Here is a 15716-nt window from a genome sequence, read left to right as displayed (position 1 = left end):
CGTCGGCACAGATGGATTCAGGCCGTGAAGCCGCCATCCAGCACGAGGTTGTGTCCGGTCATGAACGAGGACTCCTCGCTGGCGAGGAAGAGTGCCGCATCAGCCACCTCTTCCGGTTGACCGGCCCGGCCGAGGGGAGTCTGTTCGAGGATGCCACCTGCCGTGTCGCCGTCCTCCTGGGTCATCGCCGTCTCGATGAACCCCGGATTGAGCGCGTTCACCCGGATGTCGTTCTCTCCGTGCTCGACCGCGAGTTCGCGCGTGAGGTTCGTGACGGCACCTTTCGAGGTACAGTAGAGCGAGGAGTTCGGGAGCCCGCGGATGCCCCCGATGGAGGACATGTTGATGATACGGCCGCCCTCGTCCTGGTCCAGCATCGTCTGGATGGCGACCTGGCTGCCGAAGTAGACGCCCTTCACGTTGATGTCCATAAGGAACTCGAAGTCCTCCTCGCTCGCTTCTTCGATGGGGAGTTGGCGGTCGACGCCCGCGTTGTTGACCATCACGTCGAGCGAGCCGAAGGCCTCGACGGTCTGGTCGACCGCGTTCCGGAGGGCGTCGATGTCGGTCACGTCCGTCTCGACGAACTGTGCGGTTCCACCTTCGGCTTCGATGACCTCGTGCGTCGGGTCGCCGCCGAGTCGGGGTTCCACCTGCAGGTCCGCGACGGTTACGCTTGCGCCCTCCTCGGCGAAGCGTCGCGCGATAGCTCGGCCGTTCCCGGATGCCGCACCGGTCACCAGTGCTACGGTATCTGTGAGTCTACCACTCATGGTCTATCGTACAACTCGTCTCCGGTCAATTAAGTGTTACTCGCGGGTTCAGGCCCTCAGGGCGTCCACCCACGCGACTGGTAATTGTTTGGAACTATCCATAACTTTAATAGGGAATGTGAGAAACGATGGCAGTGTATGTTAGAGTCTGGCGCATTAGTGGTTGACTCTGTCAGTCACTGTTTCAACCACACACCCGACAACCACAAGCACCCACACGCCCAGCGATGGGACGACGAGACCTACGAACTCGGCGCGAAACTCCTCCCCGACAGCCACGTGCCGTCGGAAGAGGTCTTCTACCGTGACCACTCGCCCGAGGAGCTCGCCCGCCTCATCTTCCTGGAGAGCCAGATCGACTACACCGTGTACCACTCGCTCCCGCTCGACGACTACTTCCACGACGGGTACGTCTCGCGCGAGAAGGGCTTCGAGTTCTGCGAACAGAACCCGACCCGGACATCGATGTACGTCGACATCAACCCGCTCGAGGACGACGCCGTCGAGCAGGTCCACCACTACGCCTCGAAGGACTTCGTGAAGGGCATCAAGCTCTACCCGTCGCGCTACCAGAACGGCCAGGACCTCTCGCTCCAGCTCACCGAGGACGCAGTCTGGCCCATCCTCGAAGCGGCGGCCGACTCCGACGTGGACACCGTCGCGATGCACAAGTTCATCCCGTTCGCGACGGCCCCGGTCCGGTACTTCCGGATGGCCGACGTGGAGGACGCAGCGCTGTCGTTCCCCGACCTCAACTTCGAGATCATCCACGCGGGCTTCTCGTTCCTCGAGGAGACGGTGTTCGCGATGGCGAGCCACGAGAACGTGTACGCCAACCTCGAGAACACGGTCTGTATGGTCAACACGCGGCCCCGGAAGTTCGCCGAGTCGCTGGGTGAGATGTTGTACTGGGCCGGCCCGGACCGCATCCTCTTCGCCAGCGGAGCGACGGCGCTGCACCCGCAGCCACCCATCGAGGGGCTCTGGGACTTCGAGATGCCGGAGGACCTCCGCGTGAACCAGGACTACCCCGAGGTCACACAGGAGATCAAGGAGAAGATCCTCGGCAAGAACGCACTCCGCCTGCTCGGGGAGGACCCCGACGACATCCGCGACCAGATCGAGGGCGACAAGTGGGACCAGAAGCGCCAGGAACTGCGTGAGACTGCCGAGTTCCCGGTCGAACCCTGGTCCACCTACGAGACGAGTGCATGAGCATGTCCAGCCACATCACTCCCGAAACCGAGTTCGACGACGACCTCAAGTCGGCCATCAAGGCCGAACTGGACGAGGTACTCGACCCGTGTAGCTGCGCGAGCAACCATCCAATCAGCATCCTCGACCTCGGTCTCGTCGAGGGAATCGAGACACGCGACGGCGGGCGTCACGTCGAAGTGACGCTGCTGCTGACCTCGCAGCTATGCACCTACTTCATCGACATGAACGACGAGATAATCGAGCGCGTCGAAGCACTCGACCCCGTCGAGGAGGTCATCGTCCATCAGGACACCAGCGGCCAGATCTGGACGAAAGAACGCATGTCCGAAGACGAGCGGAAGACCCGTCGCGAACGGTTCCTCCAGCGCATGGACGACGCCGGGGTCACACCCTACGCCGAGCGAACCAGCTGACCGTATCGACCCGATTCACCAATCGACTCCCACCCGTGCCACATCGTCGAGGCGCGTCGGCGACAACTCCCACCACTGTCCGATAGCATCCACCCGTCGCCGGGCGCTTCGATGATTTTCGAAAAATCGACCGCCGAGCGACGGCTACACTGCGTCCTCGATAGCGTCGAGCGCTGCCGGGTTCTCCATCGAGGAGAGGTCACCGGGGTCCTCACCACGGTAGACCGCCTCGACGGCGCGCCGGATGACCTTCCCCGACTGGGTTCGGGGCAGGTCGTCGACGAAGACGAGCTCTCGCGGCCGGAAGGGTTTGCCCTGTTCTTCGCCGACCAGCTCGCGGAGTTCACCTGCCAACTCGTCGCTCGCCTCGACGCCCGGTTCGGTGATGAAGAATGCGACGACGGCGGTCCCGGTGGTGTCGTCGGGGACACCCACGGCCGCGGCCTGGTTGATGTCGTCGTGTTCGCAGAGGACGCCTTCGATTTCGGCGGGCCCGACCTTCCGACCGGCCACGTTGAGCGCGTCGTCGGCGCGACCGTGGAGGAACCAGAAGCCGTCCTCGTCCTTCTGGGCCCAGTCGCCGTGGTCCCAGAGGTCGTCCCAGGTGCTCCAGTACTCCTCGAGGTAGCGCTCGTCACCCGACCAGAGCGACTTCGTCATGCTGGGACAGGAGTCCCGGGCGACGAGGTAGCCGCGTTCGTTGTCTTCGCGAACGCTCTCGCCGTCGCCATCGACGACGTCGATGTCCATCCCGAGTCCGGGGCCACCGAGGCTGCAGGGCTTCAGGTCGTTGATGGGCATCGGCATGAGGAAGCAACCGCAGATCTCCGTGCCGCCGGAGATGTTGATGATGGGTGCCTCGCCTCCGCCCACGTTCTCGTAGAACCAGTGCCAGGACTCGGGGTCCCACGGTTCGCCCGTGCTCCCGAGGAGACGCAGGCTGGAGAGGTCGTGCTTCTCGACCCACTCGTCACCGTGCTTGCGCAGGGCGCGGATGGCCGTCGGCGAGATGCCGAACTGGGTGAGCTTGTGCCGGTCGATCATCTCCCAGAACCGGTCGGGTTCGGGGTGGTCCGGAGCGCCCTCGTACATGAAGACGGTCCCGCCGAACGCGTGGTTGCCGATGAGCGTCCACGGGCCCATCATCCAGCCGATGTCGGAGACCCAGAAGAACCGGTCCGACGACTTCTGGTCGAAGCCGAAGTGTAACTCCTTGGCGCACTGCATCAGCGCCCCGGCGTGGGTGTGGACGATACCCTTCGGGGTGCCCGTCGTCCCCGAGGAGTACAGCAGCATGGACTCCTGGTTGGAACCGAGCTCCTTCGTCTCGTACTCGTCCGACTGCGGTTCGACGGCCTCGTGCCACCACTGGTCGCGGTCGTCATCCCAGGGCACCTCGACGGCAGCCTCGGGGTCCGAACCACCGAGCCGGTCGTAGACGACCGTCTCTTCTACGTGGCCTGCCGCATCGATAGCGTCGTCGGCAGCCCCCTTGAGCGTGATCTCGCCACCGCGACGGTAGAAGCCATCTCCCGTGAACAGCACCGAGCACTCCGCGTCGGCAATCCGTGTCGCGGCGGCGTCGACGCCGAACCCGGAGAAGATGGGGACGGCGATGGCACCTACCTTGAAACAGCCATAGAGGATGGAGACGACTTCCGGAACCATCGGCATGTATAGCCCGACCGTGTCACCGGTCTCGATACCGGCCGATTCGAGGTAGTTCGCGACCTTGTTGGCCTGCCGATGGAGCTCGTGGTAGGTTATCTCTCGAACGTCGCCGGGCTCACCTTCCCAGATGAGCGCGACCTTGTTCCGCGTCTCGCTCCCTTGGACGGCGTGACGGTCCACGACGTTGTGGGCCGTGTTGATGGTACCGCCCGGATACCAGTCGGTGAACTGCGGCCCGTCGCTCGAATCCCGCACGGAGTCGTACTCCTCGTAGAACTCGATGTCGAGGTAGTCGACCAGTTCGTCCCAGAACCAGTCGACACCCGAGTCCGGAACCCCGTCGAGGTCGGTCGTCGTTCGTTCGATGAGTTCGTCGTAGTCGGCGATGTCTTGCGCCTGCATGAACGCCCAGACGTTCGTCGACTCGACGAACGCCTCGGACGGCTCGTGCGCTATCGCTGCCGAATCCGATGGCTGGTCTGACATAGCGTCTGTCCTATTGTGACAACGGCAGGCATGATAAGAGGACCGGATGGCGGCGTTCCCTGCGAGCTACTCGAAGTCGCCGGACTCCTTGTACTCCTGACCGAGTTCGACGTAGTGCTCGTGTGTGCGGGATATCTCGTCGAGCTGTGCGTCGCTGAGCGGTTTCGTCTCCGCAGGAGTCCCGTACGCCAGGTGCCCCTCGGGGATCGTCTGGTCCTGGAGGACCACCGTGTTCGCGGCGACGATGCAGTTCGATTCGACCGTGGCCCCCCGGAGCACGGCGCTGTGCATCCCGACCAGCGAGTGGTCCTCGATGGTGGCGTAGTCGACGACCGCGTTGTGTCCGACCGTCACCTCGTCGCCGAGCGTCGCCCCGTGGAGCATCGAGAACTCCTGGACGTTCGTCTCCTTGCCGACGTCGACGGTCGCGCCATCGCCCCGGAGGCAGACGAACGGCCACAGGCTCGCGCGCTCGTCGACGACGACGTCCCCGATGAGGTACGCCATGTCCGAGACGAACGCGGACTCTGCAACGAGCGGGCTGGTGTTCCGCAGTGGTTTGCGCATGGACGCAGATGGATGCTCGACCGGCATAGTACTACTTGCTTGGACGGAAGACGAGCATCCGACTCCCGGTGGTGTCCGATAGTTCGACCGATGGAACGACCGCTGCCCCCGTGTCCAGGTCGGCGACCGCGTCGCCACGGAGTCGCCCTGTCATCGTGACCGGTCCGAACGCCGCGATGGCGACTACGTACGGCGTCTCGCCTTCGAAGCCACTGGCGGCGACGTGGATGTGGGTCTGGTCTTCGATGACGCCTGAGCTGGGCAACGGCTCCTCGGAGAGGTCCGTCGCGTTACAGACCGGGCAGCGTGGGGTCGGGGGAACCGAGCCATGCCCCTCGGGACACGCCAGATAGTAGCCCTCGTCGCTGGCGATGGCGTCGAGGAACTCGTCGTACCCGGCGTCCCTGGTCTCGGCGTTCATGCGACCACCTCCGGACCTGCGGCCCGGCGAACTCGCAGGAACTCGCGTTGCTCGCTCATGCGACCACCTCCAAAACATGTACGACAGCACTCGCGACGGTCCCACCGGCATTGTGCGCGAGTCCGACACGGGCCTCGGGGACCGCGTCGCTGTGGACGTGCTCGCCTGCCAGAAGTTCGGTGAGCTCTGCGATCTGTGCGACACCGGTCGCGCCGACCGGGTGCCCCTTCGCCTTCAGGCCGCCGGAGAGGTTGACCGGAAGCTCGCCATCACGAGTCGTCTCGCCCGAGGCGGCTGCCGAGATACCCTCGCCCGGTTCGTAGAACCCGAGTGACTCGATGGCGAGCACCTCTGCGATGGTGAAACAATCGTGGACCTCCACCACGTCGATGTCTGCGGCCGTGACGCCTGCCATCTCGTACGCCGCTTCTGCCGCCTGTTCGGTTGCGGGCGTGGCGGCCCGGTTCGCACGCCGCTGGAGCGCCAGGGTGTCGCTGCGCTGGCCGGTTCCGGTGACGGCGACTGGCGCGTCGAGGTCGTGCTCGTCGGCGTAGTCGTCGCTGACCAGGACGACCGCAGCGGCCCCATCGCTGATGGGACATGCGTCGTACAGGCCGACTGGTTCGGCAATGGGTGGTGCATCCAGGACGTCCTCGATCGATAACTCCTGCTGGAGATGTGCGTTCTCGTTGTCCAGTGCGTTCTCGTGGTTCTTCACCGCGACTGCTGCGAGTTCCTCTCGCGACCCGCCGTACTCCCTGAAGTAGGCCCGCGTGAGGAGGGCGTACGCTCCCGGGAAGGTCATCCCGACACGGCGTTCGTGCAGGTCGTCGGCGGCCAGTGCCAGGGCGTCGGTCGCGTGATGGACGTCGACGTTCGTCATCCGCTCCATCCCACCGACCAGGACGACGTCGGCGTCGCCGCTCCGGACTGCCCGAACCCCAGCACGCATCGCCACGCCACCGGACGCGCAGGCGCTCTCGAACCGCGTCGAGGCTGAGGTCGTTCCTGCGACCTCCGCCACGAGCGGTCCCTGATGGCCCTGGTCCTCGGTGACCTCGCCGATGAAGTTGCCGTACAGTACCTCGTCGATGTCGGTACGAGGGATATCGGCACCCTCCAGGGCGTCGTCGCTCGCCTGGGCGAACAGGTCCCTCCCGGTGCGTTCCGAGTGTTCGCCGAACGGAGTCACGGCTACGCCCGCTATGCGGACTGCTTGCATACGACGTTCTAGAATAGAGTCTATCTTGTAGCTGTTGCGGTCGAGACAAATACGGGAATGGGAAGTCTACACCGATTCGCTCCCGGCTGGCCGTCGCTCTCGGTCGACCGAGAATCGGGTCAGAACCGTGATGGCTACGAGTCCAGCCATGATGGCCACGATGACCTGCATCGCTTCGGTGATTCCAACTCGACCGGCGAAGATTCCCACAACGAACGGTCCGGCCGTTATTCCGAGGAAGTTCGCGCCGGTGGCGATCGCGTTCACGGGACCACTGAACTCCGGAGTCGTGTCGACGCCGAACGCGGAGAGCGTGGGGAAGAACCCTGCGACGAACAGACCGAGGCCCATCACGGCCGGGAAGAAGACCGCCTCGATACGCAACACGAAGGCAATGACGAGCAGTGGCAGCGAGGCCAGCCCGACGATGGCGACGATGTCCAGGTGGCCGACCCGTTCCACGAGCACGCTGTACGCCAGGCGTGCGGGGATGTACATCACGAGGAAACTGGAGAGGAGGACGTTCGCCGACTCGCGGGGCATGAACTGGGACGCATAGAAGGGGAGCCAGGTGAACACCGTTCCCTCGATGGCCCCGCTGCAGACGAGCGCGGCAACCATCCCGATGACAGCGGGCTTCTCCAGTACGGTCCGGAGGGCCTGGAGGGAGATAGTCTCCTCCGACCACGATTCGGCAGGGAGGTCCAGTCGCCACATGCCGACGAGGAGCGGGACGAACGCGAGGGCGACGAGGGCGTACACAACGCGCCAGTCTGTGTTCGCAAGGACGGCGTTGACGAACAGCGGTCCGACCGTCGCCCCGACCGCCCACATCAGCGCATAGAGATTGAAGATTCGCCCGCGGCCGTCCGGATAGAGGTGACTGAGTAGCGGCCGGTCGAGCGCACGGACGATTCCGACGCTTGCGCCCTGCAGAAAGAGGAACAGAAGAAGTGTGGCGAACGAGCTGGTCACGCTGATGAGCACCGAGGCGAGGATCGTAACCGCCGTCCCCAGGACCAGCATCCGTTCGATGTCCAGGGCACCGGAGCGCATCCCGACGAGCATGACCGTCAGCAGGAGTCCGAGCGTCGCTGCGGGCCCGACCATCCCGAGCAGTTCCTGCGTGACGAGGAACTCTTCCTCGAAACTCGGCAAGAGTGCGCCCATGGACTGCTGTATGACTCCGTGCCCGGCGACGAACGCGAACAAGACGACTGTCCAGACGCGACGCGAACGCATGGAGTAGCGATACACAGGGTGGGTGGTAAAATGTTCTGTCGATGGCAGATTTCCCCTCACGTGGCTGCTCCCGACCCCAGACACTATGTAGATGCGCGTGGTTGTCGCTACCGTATGTACCGGATAGTAGCACCGGTCGGTACGGACGTCGAACGAGCACTGACACAGGCATCCTATATCGCGGGACTCCCGGACGCGGCGTCGTCCATCGAGGTGACCATCGTACACTCGTACGCCGACGAAGACGAGGCCGAGAACCCGATGGACGATTCCCTCCCTCCTGAGGAGAGCGACGCGGTCGTCGAAGTGCAATCGCACCTCGAAGACCGCGGCATCGAGGTAGAGAAACAGGAGATATACAGTCCAGTCGACAAGGGCATCATGGAAGCGGCTCGCGATCTGGAGGCCGAGCAGGTCGTCATCGCGGGGCGGAAACGTTCTCCCGTGGGCAAGGCGCTATTCGGCAGCACAACGCAGTCGGTGTTGTTGCAGTCGGAGATCCCAGTCGTCGTGACCGGTATGGCTGAGTAACACGCAGGACGACCCCACCGAAGTGCTGAGCGAGCTGTACCCCTGACGCTGGACGTGCCGGGGCTACAGGGTCGGGTAGCGACAGCTCTGGTACCCGAATGCTGCCCGCTCGAAGCGTTCTCAGTCTGGCCACGTTCTCTCGATAGTTTGCCGCTGTCCCGCGAGCAGACGGGGCAGAGAACGCCATATATTCCAAAATAATTGAATACATTCTAAATTAGTAGGTACTGCCGCAGTCACGGTGGGGCAGTGGCTGGCCTGTTTACCGGATTCTTCAACGCAAATCCAGAGCGGAATTGGCTTTTGAAGCCTTTTACCCGCCCTATGGCCTAGTTTAACTGCTTGGTTCTCTCGTGAGGGGACGGCCGGAGCATACTTACTGCACACTGGTATCGAAAACGCCGATATACACTGTAGAACGCCTCCAATAGTGGTTTTAGAGCATCTACAAGTAGCGTCTGTTCGAAATCAGAGATCGGGACTGTGTCGACGGTTTTGAATAGTAATAGTAAGCGTACTTCACGATATTAGTCAATACTCTAGGAGACCAATGACCCTGATTCTCCTCCTCGATACCATCTCACTCTGCTGGTGCCCTGGGTCCTGGGAGAGGAACCTCCGGGCGGGATAGAAGTATGAAGTACAATTTCACAAAACATTTTTGTGCTGTGGGATGGTGGTCTGAGCAAACGTGGAACGTGACAATGGCTGACAGGAAGAACACACCGACGGGCAGCGGCTACCTGACACGGCGACGAGTTCTCCAGTACGGCAGCGTGGCGAGTCTCGGAATGCTCGCCGGCTGTGGCGGCACCCAGGGAAACCCCACAGAGACGGGGACCACACCGACCGAAGAGTCGACGAGTCCCGAAACCGAAGACGAGCAGCCGAAGACGAACAATCGACCGCCGGGTGGCGCGTTCGACCCTGGCCCACCCAGATTCATGCAGGTCGGCGAGCGCCTCGTGGACCCCATCTTCTCAGACGCGAGCCACGGCCTGGACCGGGACAACCTCGCACCCTCCATCCAGAGCCCGAAGCGCGACCCCGACAACTACAGCCCGGACGACTTCACCTGGTCTCTCGCCTCGAAACCGGACGATAGCGAAGCCGAACTTGCGTACGCGCCGACCCCCTACGACGACGGAGCCGAGCAGTACGACGCTGGTCGGCACAACACCGCGGAGATCGAACCCGACGTCCCGGGGACCTACGTCGTGGAACTCGCCGCACCCGACGGGACGTACCAGCAGACGATCCGGGTGTTCGAGGCTGCACCCACCAACGCGGGTGCTCCCCCAACGCTCGAACTCTCGGGGTCCTACGACGGTGACGCGGGCGAGTTCGTCGTCGACTCCAACGCGGCCCTTGCGAGCGACAGCAACGCCGACGCGAACGACCTGGACGTCGAGTTCCTGCCAGCGGACCAGGCAGGGCTCTCGAAAGCCGACATCCAAGTCGACGACCAGTACCGGGCGCACGTTCCGAAAGACGCCCTCGACGGCCCAACGCGACTCTACGCCGCTGCCTTCGACGGCGAGACACACAGCTACACCGACGAGATCGAGCTCGACCCAGAATCCGAGTCGGTCAGCCTCCCGAACCGACCGCCCGAGTGGCTGGACGACGCGGTTATCTACGAGATATTCACGCGCTCGTTCGCCGGCAGCGAGGGCGCGACCGACTTCACCTTCCTCCAGCAGAAGGCCAGCTATCTGGCCGAACTCGGTATCGACGTGGTCTGGCTGACGCCCATCGTTCCCGCGTGGAGTGCGACCATCGACGCCGAGACCGACACCCACGCACCTGGCGGCCCCCACGGCTACAGCACGGGTGACTACTTCGACGTGGCCGAGGACCTCGGCACACTTGCCGAGTACGAAGCGTTCGTCGAGGAACTCCACCGCCACGACATCAAGGTCTGTTTCGACCTCGTCATCAACCACTGCGGCTGGACCCACCCCTTCTTCCAGGACACCATCGCCAGCACCGGCCCGGAGCCGGCGAACTCCTGGGAGTTCCCCCAGATCACGGGCTGGAACGAGGACTCGAAGTACTTCGACTGGTTCGACCGCATGGAGGGACTGTCCTACGACGCCGCACCCGCACAGACGAGTTTCTTCGGGGTTCGCCTCCAGCCGAACCTCAACTTCGGGAACGTCGCCCTCCGTGAGCACATCCTCGCCGCGGCCGACTTCTGGTCGGACATCGTCGACGGGTTCCGGTGCGACGTCGCCTGGGGTGTGCCCCACAGCTTCTGGAAGGAGATTCGTGACCTCGTGAAGGCGAAAGACACCGAGTTCTTCCTGCTGGACGAGACGGTCCCGAACGACCCCTCCTTCGCCGAGTCCGAGTTCGACGTGCATTTCGACACGGCCGACTTCATGAACACCGCCCACGACGTGGCTCGCGGCGAGGCCAGACCCGCGGAACTGGTCGATGCTGTCGAAGGGCGCTCAATCGAGGGCTTCCCGAGCTACACCCGGCTCATCAATTCCGTCGAGAACCACGACGAACCCCGGCTCTACTACGAGGCCAAGGAGAACGGGAGTCGCGACGACCCGGCCAGGGCCCAGCGCGCTGCCGCCGCGGCCAGCTTCACGCTCCCCGGAATCCCATTCGTCTACTACGGCCAGGAACGCCTCATCAGCGAATATGGCACCCGGCGAGATAGCGTGTGGGAAGACAACTACAGTCTCGACGACGACATCGAGACGGACCCGTACAAGCGGGCGTTCATGAACTGGGAGGAGAACGGCGACACCGTCCCACAGGACCACCTCGGTTTCTACAAAGCACTCATCGAGTTCTACCACGAGTCACCGGTGCTCGGTCCAGACGCCGAACTCGCCCAGGCCTGGCACGAGACAGACGCGGACGGAGACGTACTCGCCTTCGGCCTGGATGCCGAGGCCGGCAAGCGCGTCGTGTTGGTCAACTTCGGTGCGGATGCGGCTTCGGTCGACCTGCGCGACGCGGTCTCGACCACCGACGAGTTCACCGGGAGCGACCTGCAGGTCGGGAGTGGCGAGGGGACGGTCACCGTCTCGGTCGACACGCTCGCCGTCCTCGAGACACCCTCACTGGTCGGCCTGGGCGACCAGATCGTCGGGCTGGAAGACCCGACCGGTGACGATACCGGCCCCGGGAATTACACCTACCCGACCGCCGTCTCCGATGGAGCCTTCGACATCACCGGTGTGACCGCCTTCGAGACGACCGACGACTACCAGCTGAAGTTCGACGTCGCCGGGCCGGTCGAGAATCCCTGGAGCCTCGACCATGGCTTCTCCCACCAGCACCTCCAGTGCTACCTCTCCAACGGGAAGGGGCTCTGGGGCGTCGACGAAGCCAGGGACGGGGTGGGCGTCACATTCCCCGACCTGTACCAGTACCGCATCCTCGTCGACGGCGAACACGGCGTTCGCGTCGAGACCGCACTCGACGAACAGGTCGCGACCGGCCAGGTCGCAGTCCTCCCGGACGGGGGTATCCTCGTCCAGTTCCCGAAACAGGCACTCAACGACCCGCTCTCGTCGCTGAAGGTCGCACCCCTCGTACTCGGCTACGACCCCGAGGCCGAGGGGACCGTCATGCAGGTCGAATCGACTGCCGGCAAGCGAACCTTCGGCGGCACAGAGAACGCGAACGCCCCGAACGTCATTGACCTCGTCACGCCACAGGGAGTGACCAATGCCGACGCGCTCGCCTTCAGTGAAAATGCTCCGGCAGAGGTTCCCTACACACCGATGACGTCCTCGTTCGAGCCGCTGGCGAGCTGGACCGACCAGTCCGGCGACGACCACGGTCCGGGGAGCTACACCTACCCGACCGCGGGCGATTTCTACGAGAACGCGTTCGACCTCACTGGCTTCCGCATCGAGGAGAGCCGCGACCGCGTCCGGTTCCTGTTCGAGATGGCCGAACCGGTCGAGAACCCGTGGAACCTGGAGAACGGGTTCTCCCACCAGTTCTTCCAGGTGTACCTGCGCGCCCCCGGTGCAGCCAGCGACCAGCCCGCGACCGAGCGGGCCAGGCAAAACGTCCTCGCGGCCTTCGAGGCACCCTATCACTACCGGGTCGTCGCGAACGGCGAATCGACGGTCAAAGTGGAAGCCCCGAACGACGACGGGGGCGAAACGGTCAGCACGGACACCGACGCTGGCCTCGCCGACGAGAACACGGTGTACCTGGAGTTCCCGAAGCGAGCCATCGGCGGCTCGGTTGCCGGGATGGAGATTGCGCCGCTGGTCTGCCCCTACGACGGCTACGGCGACGGCGGCCTGCGCGCTATCAGCTCGTCGAAGGGTGAGTGGACATTCGGCGGCGGGAGCGACGGCAACGTCGAACCGAAGGTTCTCGACATGATTCCTCCGGAAGGTACGACCCAGTCGAAGGCTCTGGCCTACAGCGCAAACGAGCAAGCGACGATTCCGTTCCTGTCGGTCGAGAGTGAATCGGAATAGGAGTGAGAGTAGTACCCACGGGTGGAAAACGTTTTTCAAGCTGACAACAGTCCGATACTGACACGCATGCGCCTCCGCTCCTCCACCGACGATCCACCTGCGACGCTCCCGCGCGCCGCGGTCGAACTCGACCGCTGGAATCCACTTGACGACGCTATCCCCGACCACTGGCGGGCGCCCATCGTCAGCATCAGCGACATCCACGGTTACCTCGACGACGCTCGCAGTGCTCTGACGGCCGTCGGCGAGACCGACCGATTCGACCCGGTGGTGACCCAGGACGAGGACGGCACCCTCCACTGGGCCGGGAACGACTACGTGCTCGTCTTCAACGGGGACATGGTCGACCGCGGCGACCGTAACGAGGAAACCCTCGCGATGGTCCAGCGACTGCTCGACGAAGCCCCCCGCGGTCGCGTTCGCTTCCACCTCGGGAACCACGAGATGGCCATCCTCCTCCCCGAGGTCCTGTACTGGCCTGAGACGTACAGTGGCCGCCTCGATGACGAGTCGCGCGAGAGCTTCCTCGAGTGGGTCGACGCCGGACTGGTGACTGCGGCTTTCAAAGGGCACGAGTACACGTACAGCCACGCCGGGTCGCCCAGCGCAATCGACGTGTCGGCGGCGAACGAGACTCTCCGGGCCGCTGCCGCGGACCTCCGGGACGCTATCGAGGATGGTGAGTACATCGAGGTGCAAGAGGAGATACCCGAGCGGTATCCGACCGTCTTCGGTCTCGACGGGGGCACCGGTCGCGGACCGGGGGCTGGCCTCCTCTGGATGGACTTCAAGCACATGCCCACCGACACACCGGCACAGGTCGTCGGACACACGAAGCACAGGGCTCCAACCCGCCGCGGCCAGGCGGTCTGTGGGAACGTCATCCGGCAGAACAGGAAGGAACACGGCGGCGAGGGCGTTCTTGTGGAGACTCAGGACGCTCTGCTATCGGTCACGCGCCTGTCGACTGGCGCGGTTTCGGTCGAGTCCGTCTGAGCGTCGCATTCGGTAGTCGCTCACGCAAACGCTGCGACCCATCGATCTCGCGCTGATCCGTGGTCACCGACGCTCCCCAGACGGGTACATGTCGGCGAGACGGTTCTCGAACGCCTCCACCTTCTCGGACAGCGCATCGACGATCTCGGCCTCCCGTTCCTCGCTGTACACGTACGTCGGTCCGCAAACGTTGAGCGAGCCAGCGACCTCGCCGTTCGGTCCCGTGACTATCTGACTCACCGCCCACATCCCCTCGATGGCCTCCTCGTGGTTGGTGGCGTATCCCTGCTCCCGAACGGTATCGAGTTCAGTCAGTAACGCCTCGACCGACGTGATGGTGTTGTCGGTCTGTTGTGGCAACCCCCACCGGTTGATGATATCCCGGACCCGTTCGTCAGCGTATTCGCTGAGGATGGCCTTCCCGGAGGCCGTGCTGTGAACGTGAAACAGCCTGCCATCGACCAGATACGAGGGCGTCGCCGAGTAGGTGGATTCGTCGTAGAGCGAGACGATTCTCCCGTTCTCTTCGACTGTGAAGTCCACTTCGAGTTGCGTCTCGTCAGCGAGTTCCGGAACGAGTTCTTTCGCGATTCCAAACGCGTCGTTCCGCTTCCGGGCGTAGTCACCGATGTGATAGTGTTTCAACCCCACGTGGTAGGTGTTCTGCTCCCGCGTGACGTAGCCGTACTGCGAGAGGGTGGACAAGTGATTATGTACCGTACTCTTTGCCAGGTCGGCCTCCTCTGCGAGTCTTCCGAGCGTTGCACCCTCCAGTTCCACCAGGAGTTCGACGAGTCGCAACGATATCGCCGTCGTCTGGAGCCCACCTTCCGTGCGGCGTGGTTTCATACCGAACCATGTTTCCTACACCCGTAAAACATGACGGGGGAACCCTCACATAGCTGAATCTGTCCGTCGTTAGCCTTCGAGGAACTTCTGTTCGAGACGCTCCTCGAAGCGTTCGACGCTCTCGGTCAGCAGTTCCACCGCCGGCCCCTGTACATCGGGGTCGCGGAGGTATAACGGGGCGCTCAAGTTCACCGTCCCGATGACCTTCCCCATCGGATTGTGGACGGTCTTGGCGACAGACCACATCCCTTCGAGCGACTCCTCCTCGTTCACCGCATACCCCTGTTCACGAACCCGTTCGAGTTCCTCGAAGAACGCTTCCTTCGAGGTTATCGTGTGTCTCGTCAACTCGGGTAGCCCTCGCTTTTCCAATATCTGTTCCGCGTGGTCCGTTGTATATTCCGCGAGAATGGCTTTCCCAGAGGCGGTGCTGTGGACGTAAAAGAAACTCCCCGAGTTCAGAAAGTGGGCGTTGTCCGCCCACCGTAGTCCATTGTACAGCGAGATGATGTACCCGTTCTCTTCGACCGAGAAGTCGACGTCCAGCTCGGTCCGTTCGGCCAGGTCAGCGACGATGTCACCCGCGATGACGTACTCGGGTTTACACTTCCGGACGTGGTCCCCGATCTGACAGAACTTCGCCCCCGCGTAGTACGTGTTCGCGTCCTCGGTCAGGTACCCGTGGTCGACGAGCGTACTAACGTGGTTGTGAACGGTGCTTCTCGACAGACCCAATTCGTCTACGAGTGTCGATATCGAAGCGCCCCCATGGTCGATGACCGCTTCGAGTACTTCGAGCGAAGTCTCCGTCGTCTTCAGACTTCTCCCCCCGTTGTGCTGTTTCATGTGTCCTGACCACTC

13 protein-coding genes are annotated in these 15716 nt (G+C 63.4%); 5 read left to right on the top strand and 8 right to left on the bottom strand.

The window, feature by feature from the left end:
• Window positions 1-17: 17 nt before the first annotated feature.
• Complete coding sequence (locus N6C22_RS18920; protein ID WP_261652760.1) at window positions 18-773, bottom strand: SDR family NAD(P)-dependent oxidoreductase; 756 nt, start codon at window positions 771-773, stop codon at window positions 18-20.
• Between the two features lie 138 nt (window positions 774-911).
• Here N6C22_RS18920 and N6C22_RS18915 point away from each other — a divergent pair, with 138 nt between their 5' ends.
• Both N6C22_RS18915 and N6C22_RS18910 read left to right on the top strand, forming a co-directional pair.
• Window positions 912-1988: an amidohydrolase family protein gene (locus N6C22_RS18915; RefSeq protein ID WP_261652759.1), complete on the top strand. Its 1077-nt coding sequence runs from the start codon at window positions 912-914 to the stop codon at window positions 1986-1988.
• Window positions 1985-2404: a metal-sulfur cluster assembly factor gene (locus tag N6C22_RS18910; protein WP_261652757.1), complete on the top strand. Its 420-nt coding sequence runs from the start codon at window positions 1985-1987 to the stop codon at window positions 2402-2404. The genes N6C22_RS18915 and N6C22_RS18910 overlap by 4 nt, the downstream gene beginning before the upstream one ends.
• A 144-nt stretch (window positions 2405-2548) precedes the next feature.
• Here the strand turns inward: N6C22_RS18910 and N6C22_RS18905 are convergent, their stop codons facing one another.
• The 5 genes from N6C22_RS18905 to N6C22_RS18885 form a co-directional block, all read right to left on the bottom strand.
• Complete coding sequence (locus tag N6C22_RS18905; protein WP_261652756.1) at window positions 2549-4561, bottom strand: AMP-binding protein; 2013 nt, start codon at window positions 4559-4561, stop codon at window positions 2549-2551.
• 66 nt (window positions 4562-4627) lie between these two features.
• On the bottom strand, window positions 4628-5128 hold the full coding sequence (locus tag N6C22_RS18900) for a gamma carbonic anhydrase family protein (protein WP_261652755.1): 501 nt from the start codon (window positions 5126-5128) through the stop codon (window positions 4628-4630).
• A 31-nt stretch (window positions 5129-5159) separates the two neighbouring features.
• A complete protein-coding gene (locus N6C22_RS18895; RefSeq protein WP_261652754.1) occupies window positions 5160-5549 on the bottom strand; it encodes a Zn-ribbon domain-containing OB-fold protein in 390 nt (129 codons plus the stop codon).
• Window positions 5550-5604: 55 nt separating this feature from the next.
• Complete coding sequence (locus N6C22_RS18890; RefSeq protein WP_261652753.1) at window positions 5605-6771, bottom strand: thiolase domain-containing protein; 1167 nt, start codon at window positions 6769-6771, stop codon at window positions 5605-5607.
• A gap of 66 nt (window positions 6772-6837) precedes the next feature.
• Window positions 6838-8013 (bottom strand): sugar MFS transporter, encoded by a 1176-nt coding sequence (locus N6C22_RS18885; protein WP_261652752.1) that lies wholly within the window; start codon window positions 8011-8013, stop codon window positions 6838-6840.
• Between the two features lie 114 nt (window positions 8014-8127).
• On the opposite strand from N6C22_RS18885, the gene N6C22_RS18880 reads away from it, so the two are divergent.
• The 3 genes from N6C22_RS18880 to N6C22_RS18870 all read left to right on the top strand — a co-directional run bounded on the left by N6C22_RS18880 (window position 8128) and on the right by N6C22_RS18870 (window position 14006).
• Window positions 8128-8544: a universal stress protein gene (locus tag N6C22_RS18880; RefSeq protein WP_261652751.1), complete on the top strand. Its 417-nt coding sequence runs from the start codon at window positions 8128-8130 to the stop codon at window positions 8542-8544.
• Window positions 8545-9248: 704 nt separating this feature from the next.
• Window positions 9249-13010: a glucodextranase DOMON-like domain-containing protein gene (locus N6C22_RS18875; RefSeq protein ID WP_261652750.1), complete on the top strand. Its 3762-nt coding sequence runs from the start codon at window positions 9249-9251 to the stop codon at window positions 13008-13010.
• Between the two features lie 66 nt (window positions 13011-13076).
• Window positions 13077-14006 (top strand): metallophosphoesterase, encoded by a 930-nt coding sequence (locus N6C22_RS18870; RefSeq protein ID WP_261652749.1) that lies wholly within the window; start codon window positions 13077-13079, stop codon window positions 14004-14006.
• Between the two features lie 63 nt (window positions 14007-14069).
• Here N6C22_RS18870 and N6C22_RS18865 read toward each other — a convergent pair whose 3' ends face one another.
• Window positions 14070-14855, bottom strand: a complete 786-nt coding sequence (locus tag N6C22_RS18865) for an IclR family transcriptional regulator (RefSeq protein ID WP_261652748.1) — start codon at window positions 14853-14855, stop codon at window positions 14070-14072.
• Window positions 14856-14924: 69 nt separating this feature from the next.
• A complete protein-coding gene (locus N6C22_RS18860) occupies window positions 14925-15701 on the bottom strand; it encodes an IclR family transcriptional regulator (protein WP_261652747.1) in 777 nt (258 codons plus the stop codon).
• Window positions 15702-15716: the final 15 nt, after the last annotated feature.

The sequence above is a fragment of the Haloarchaeobius sp. HME9146 genome (assembly GCF_025399835.1).
Taxonomy (GTDB): Archaea; Halobacteriota; Halobacteria; order Halobacteriales; family Natrialbaceae; genus Haloarchaeobius.
Note: the sequence above shows the minus strand (reverse complement) of the source record. Positions and strands in the feature narration are given on the sequence as shown.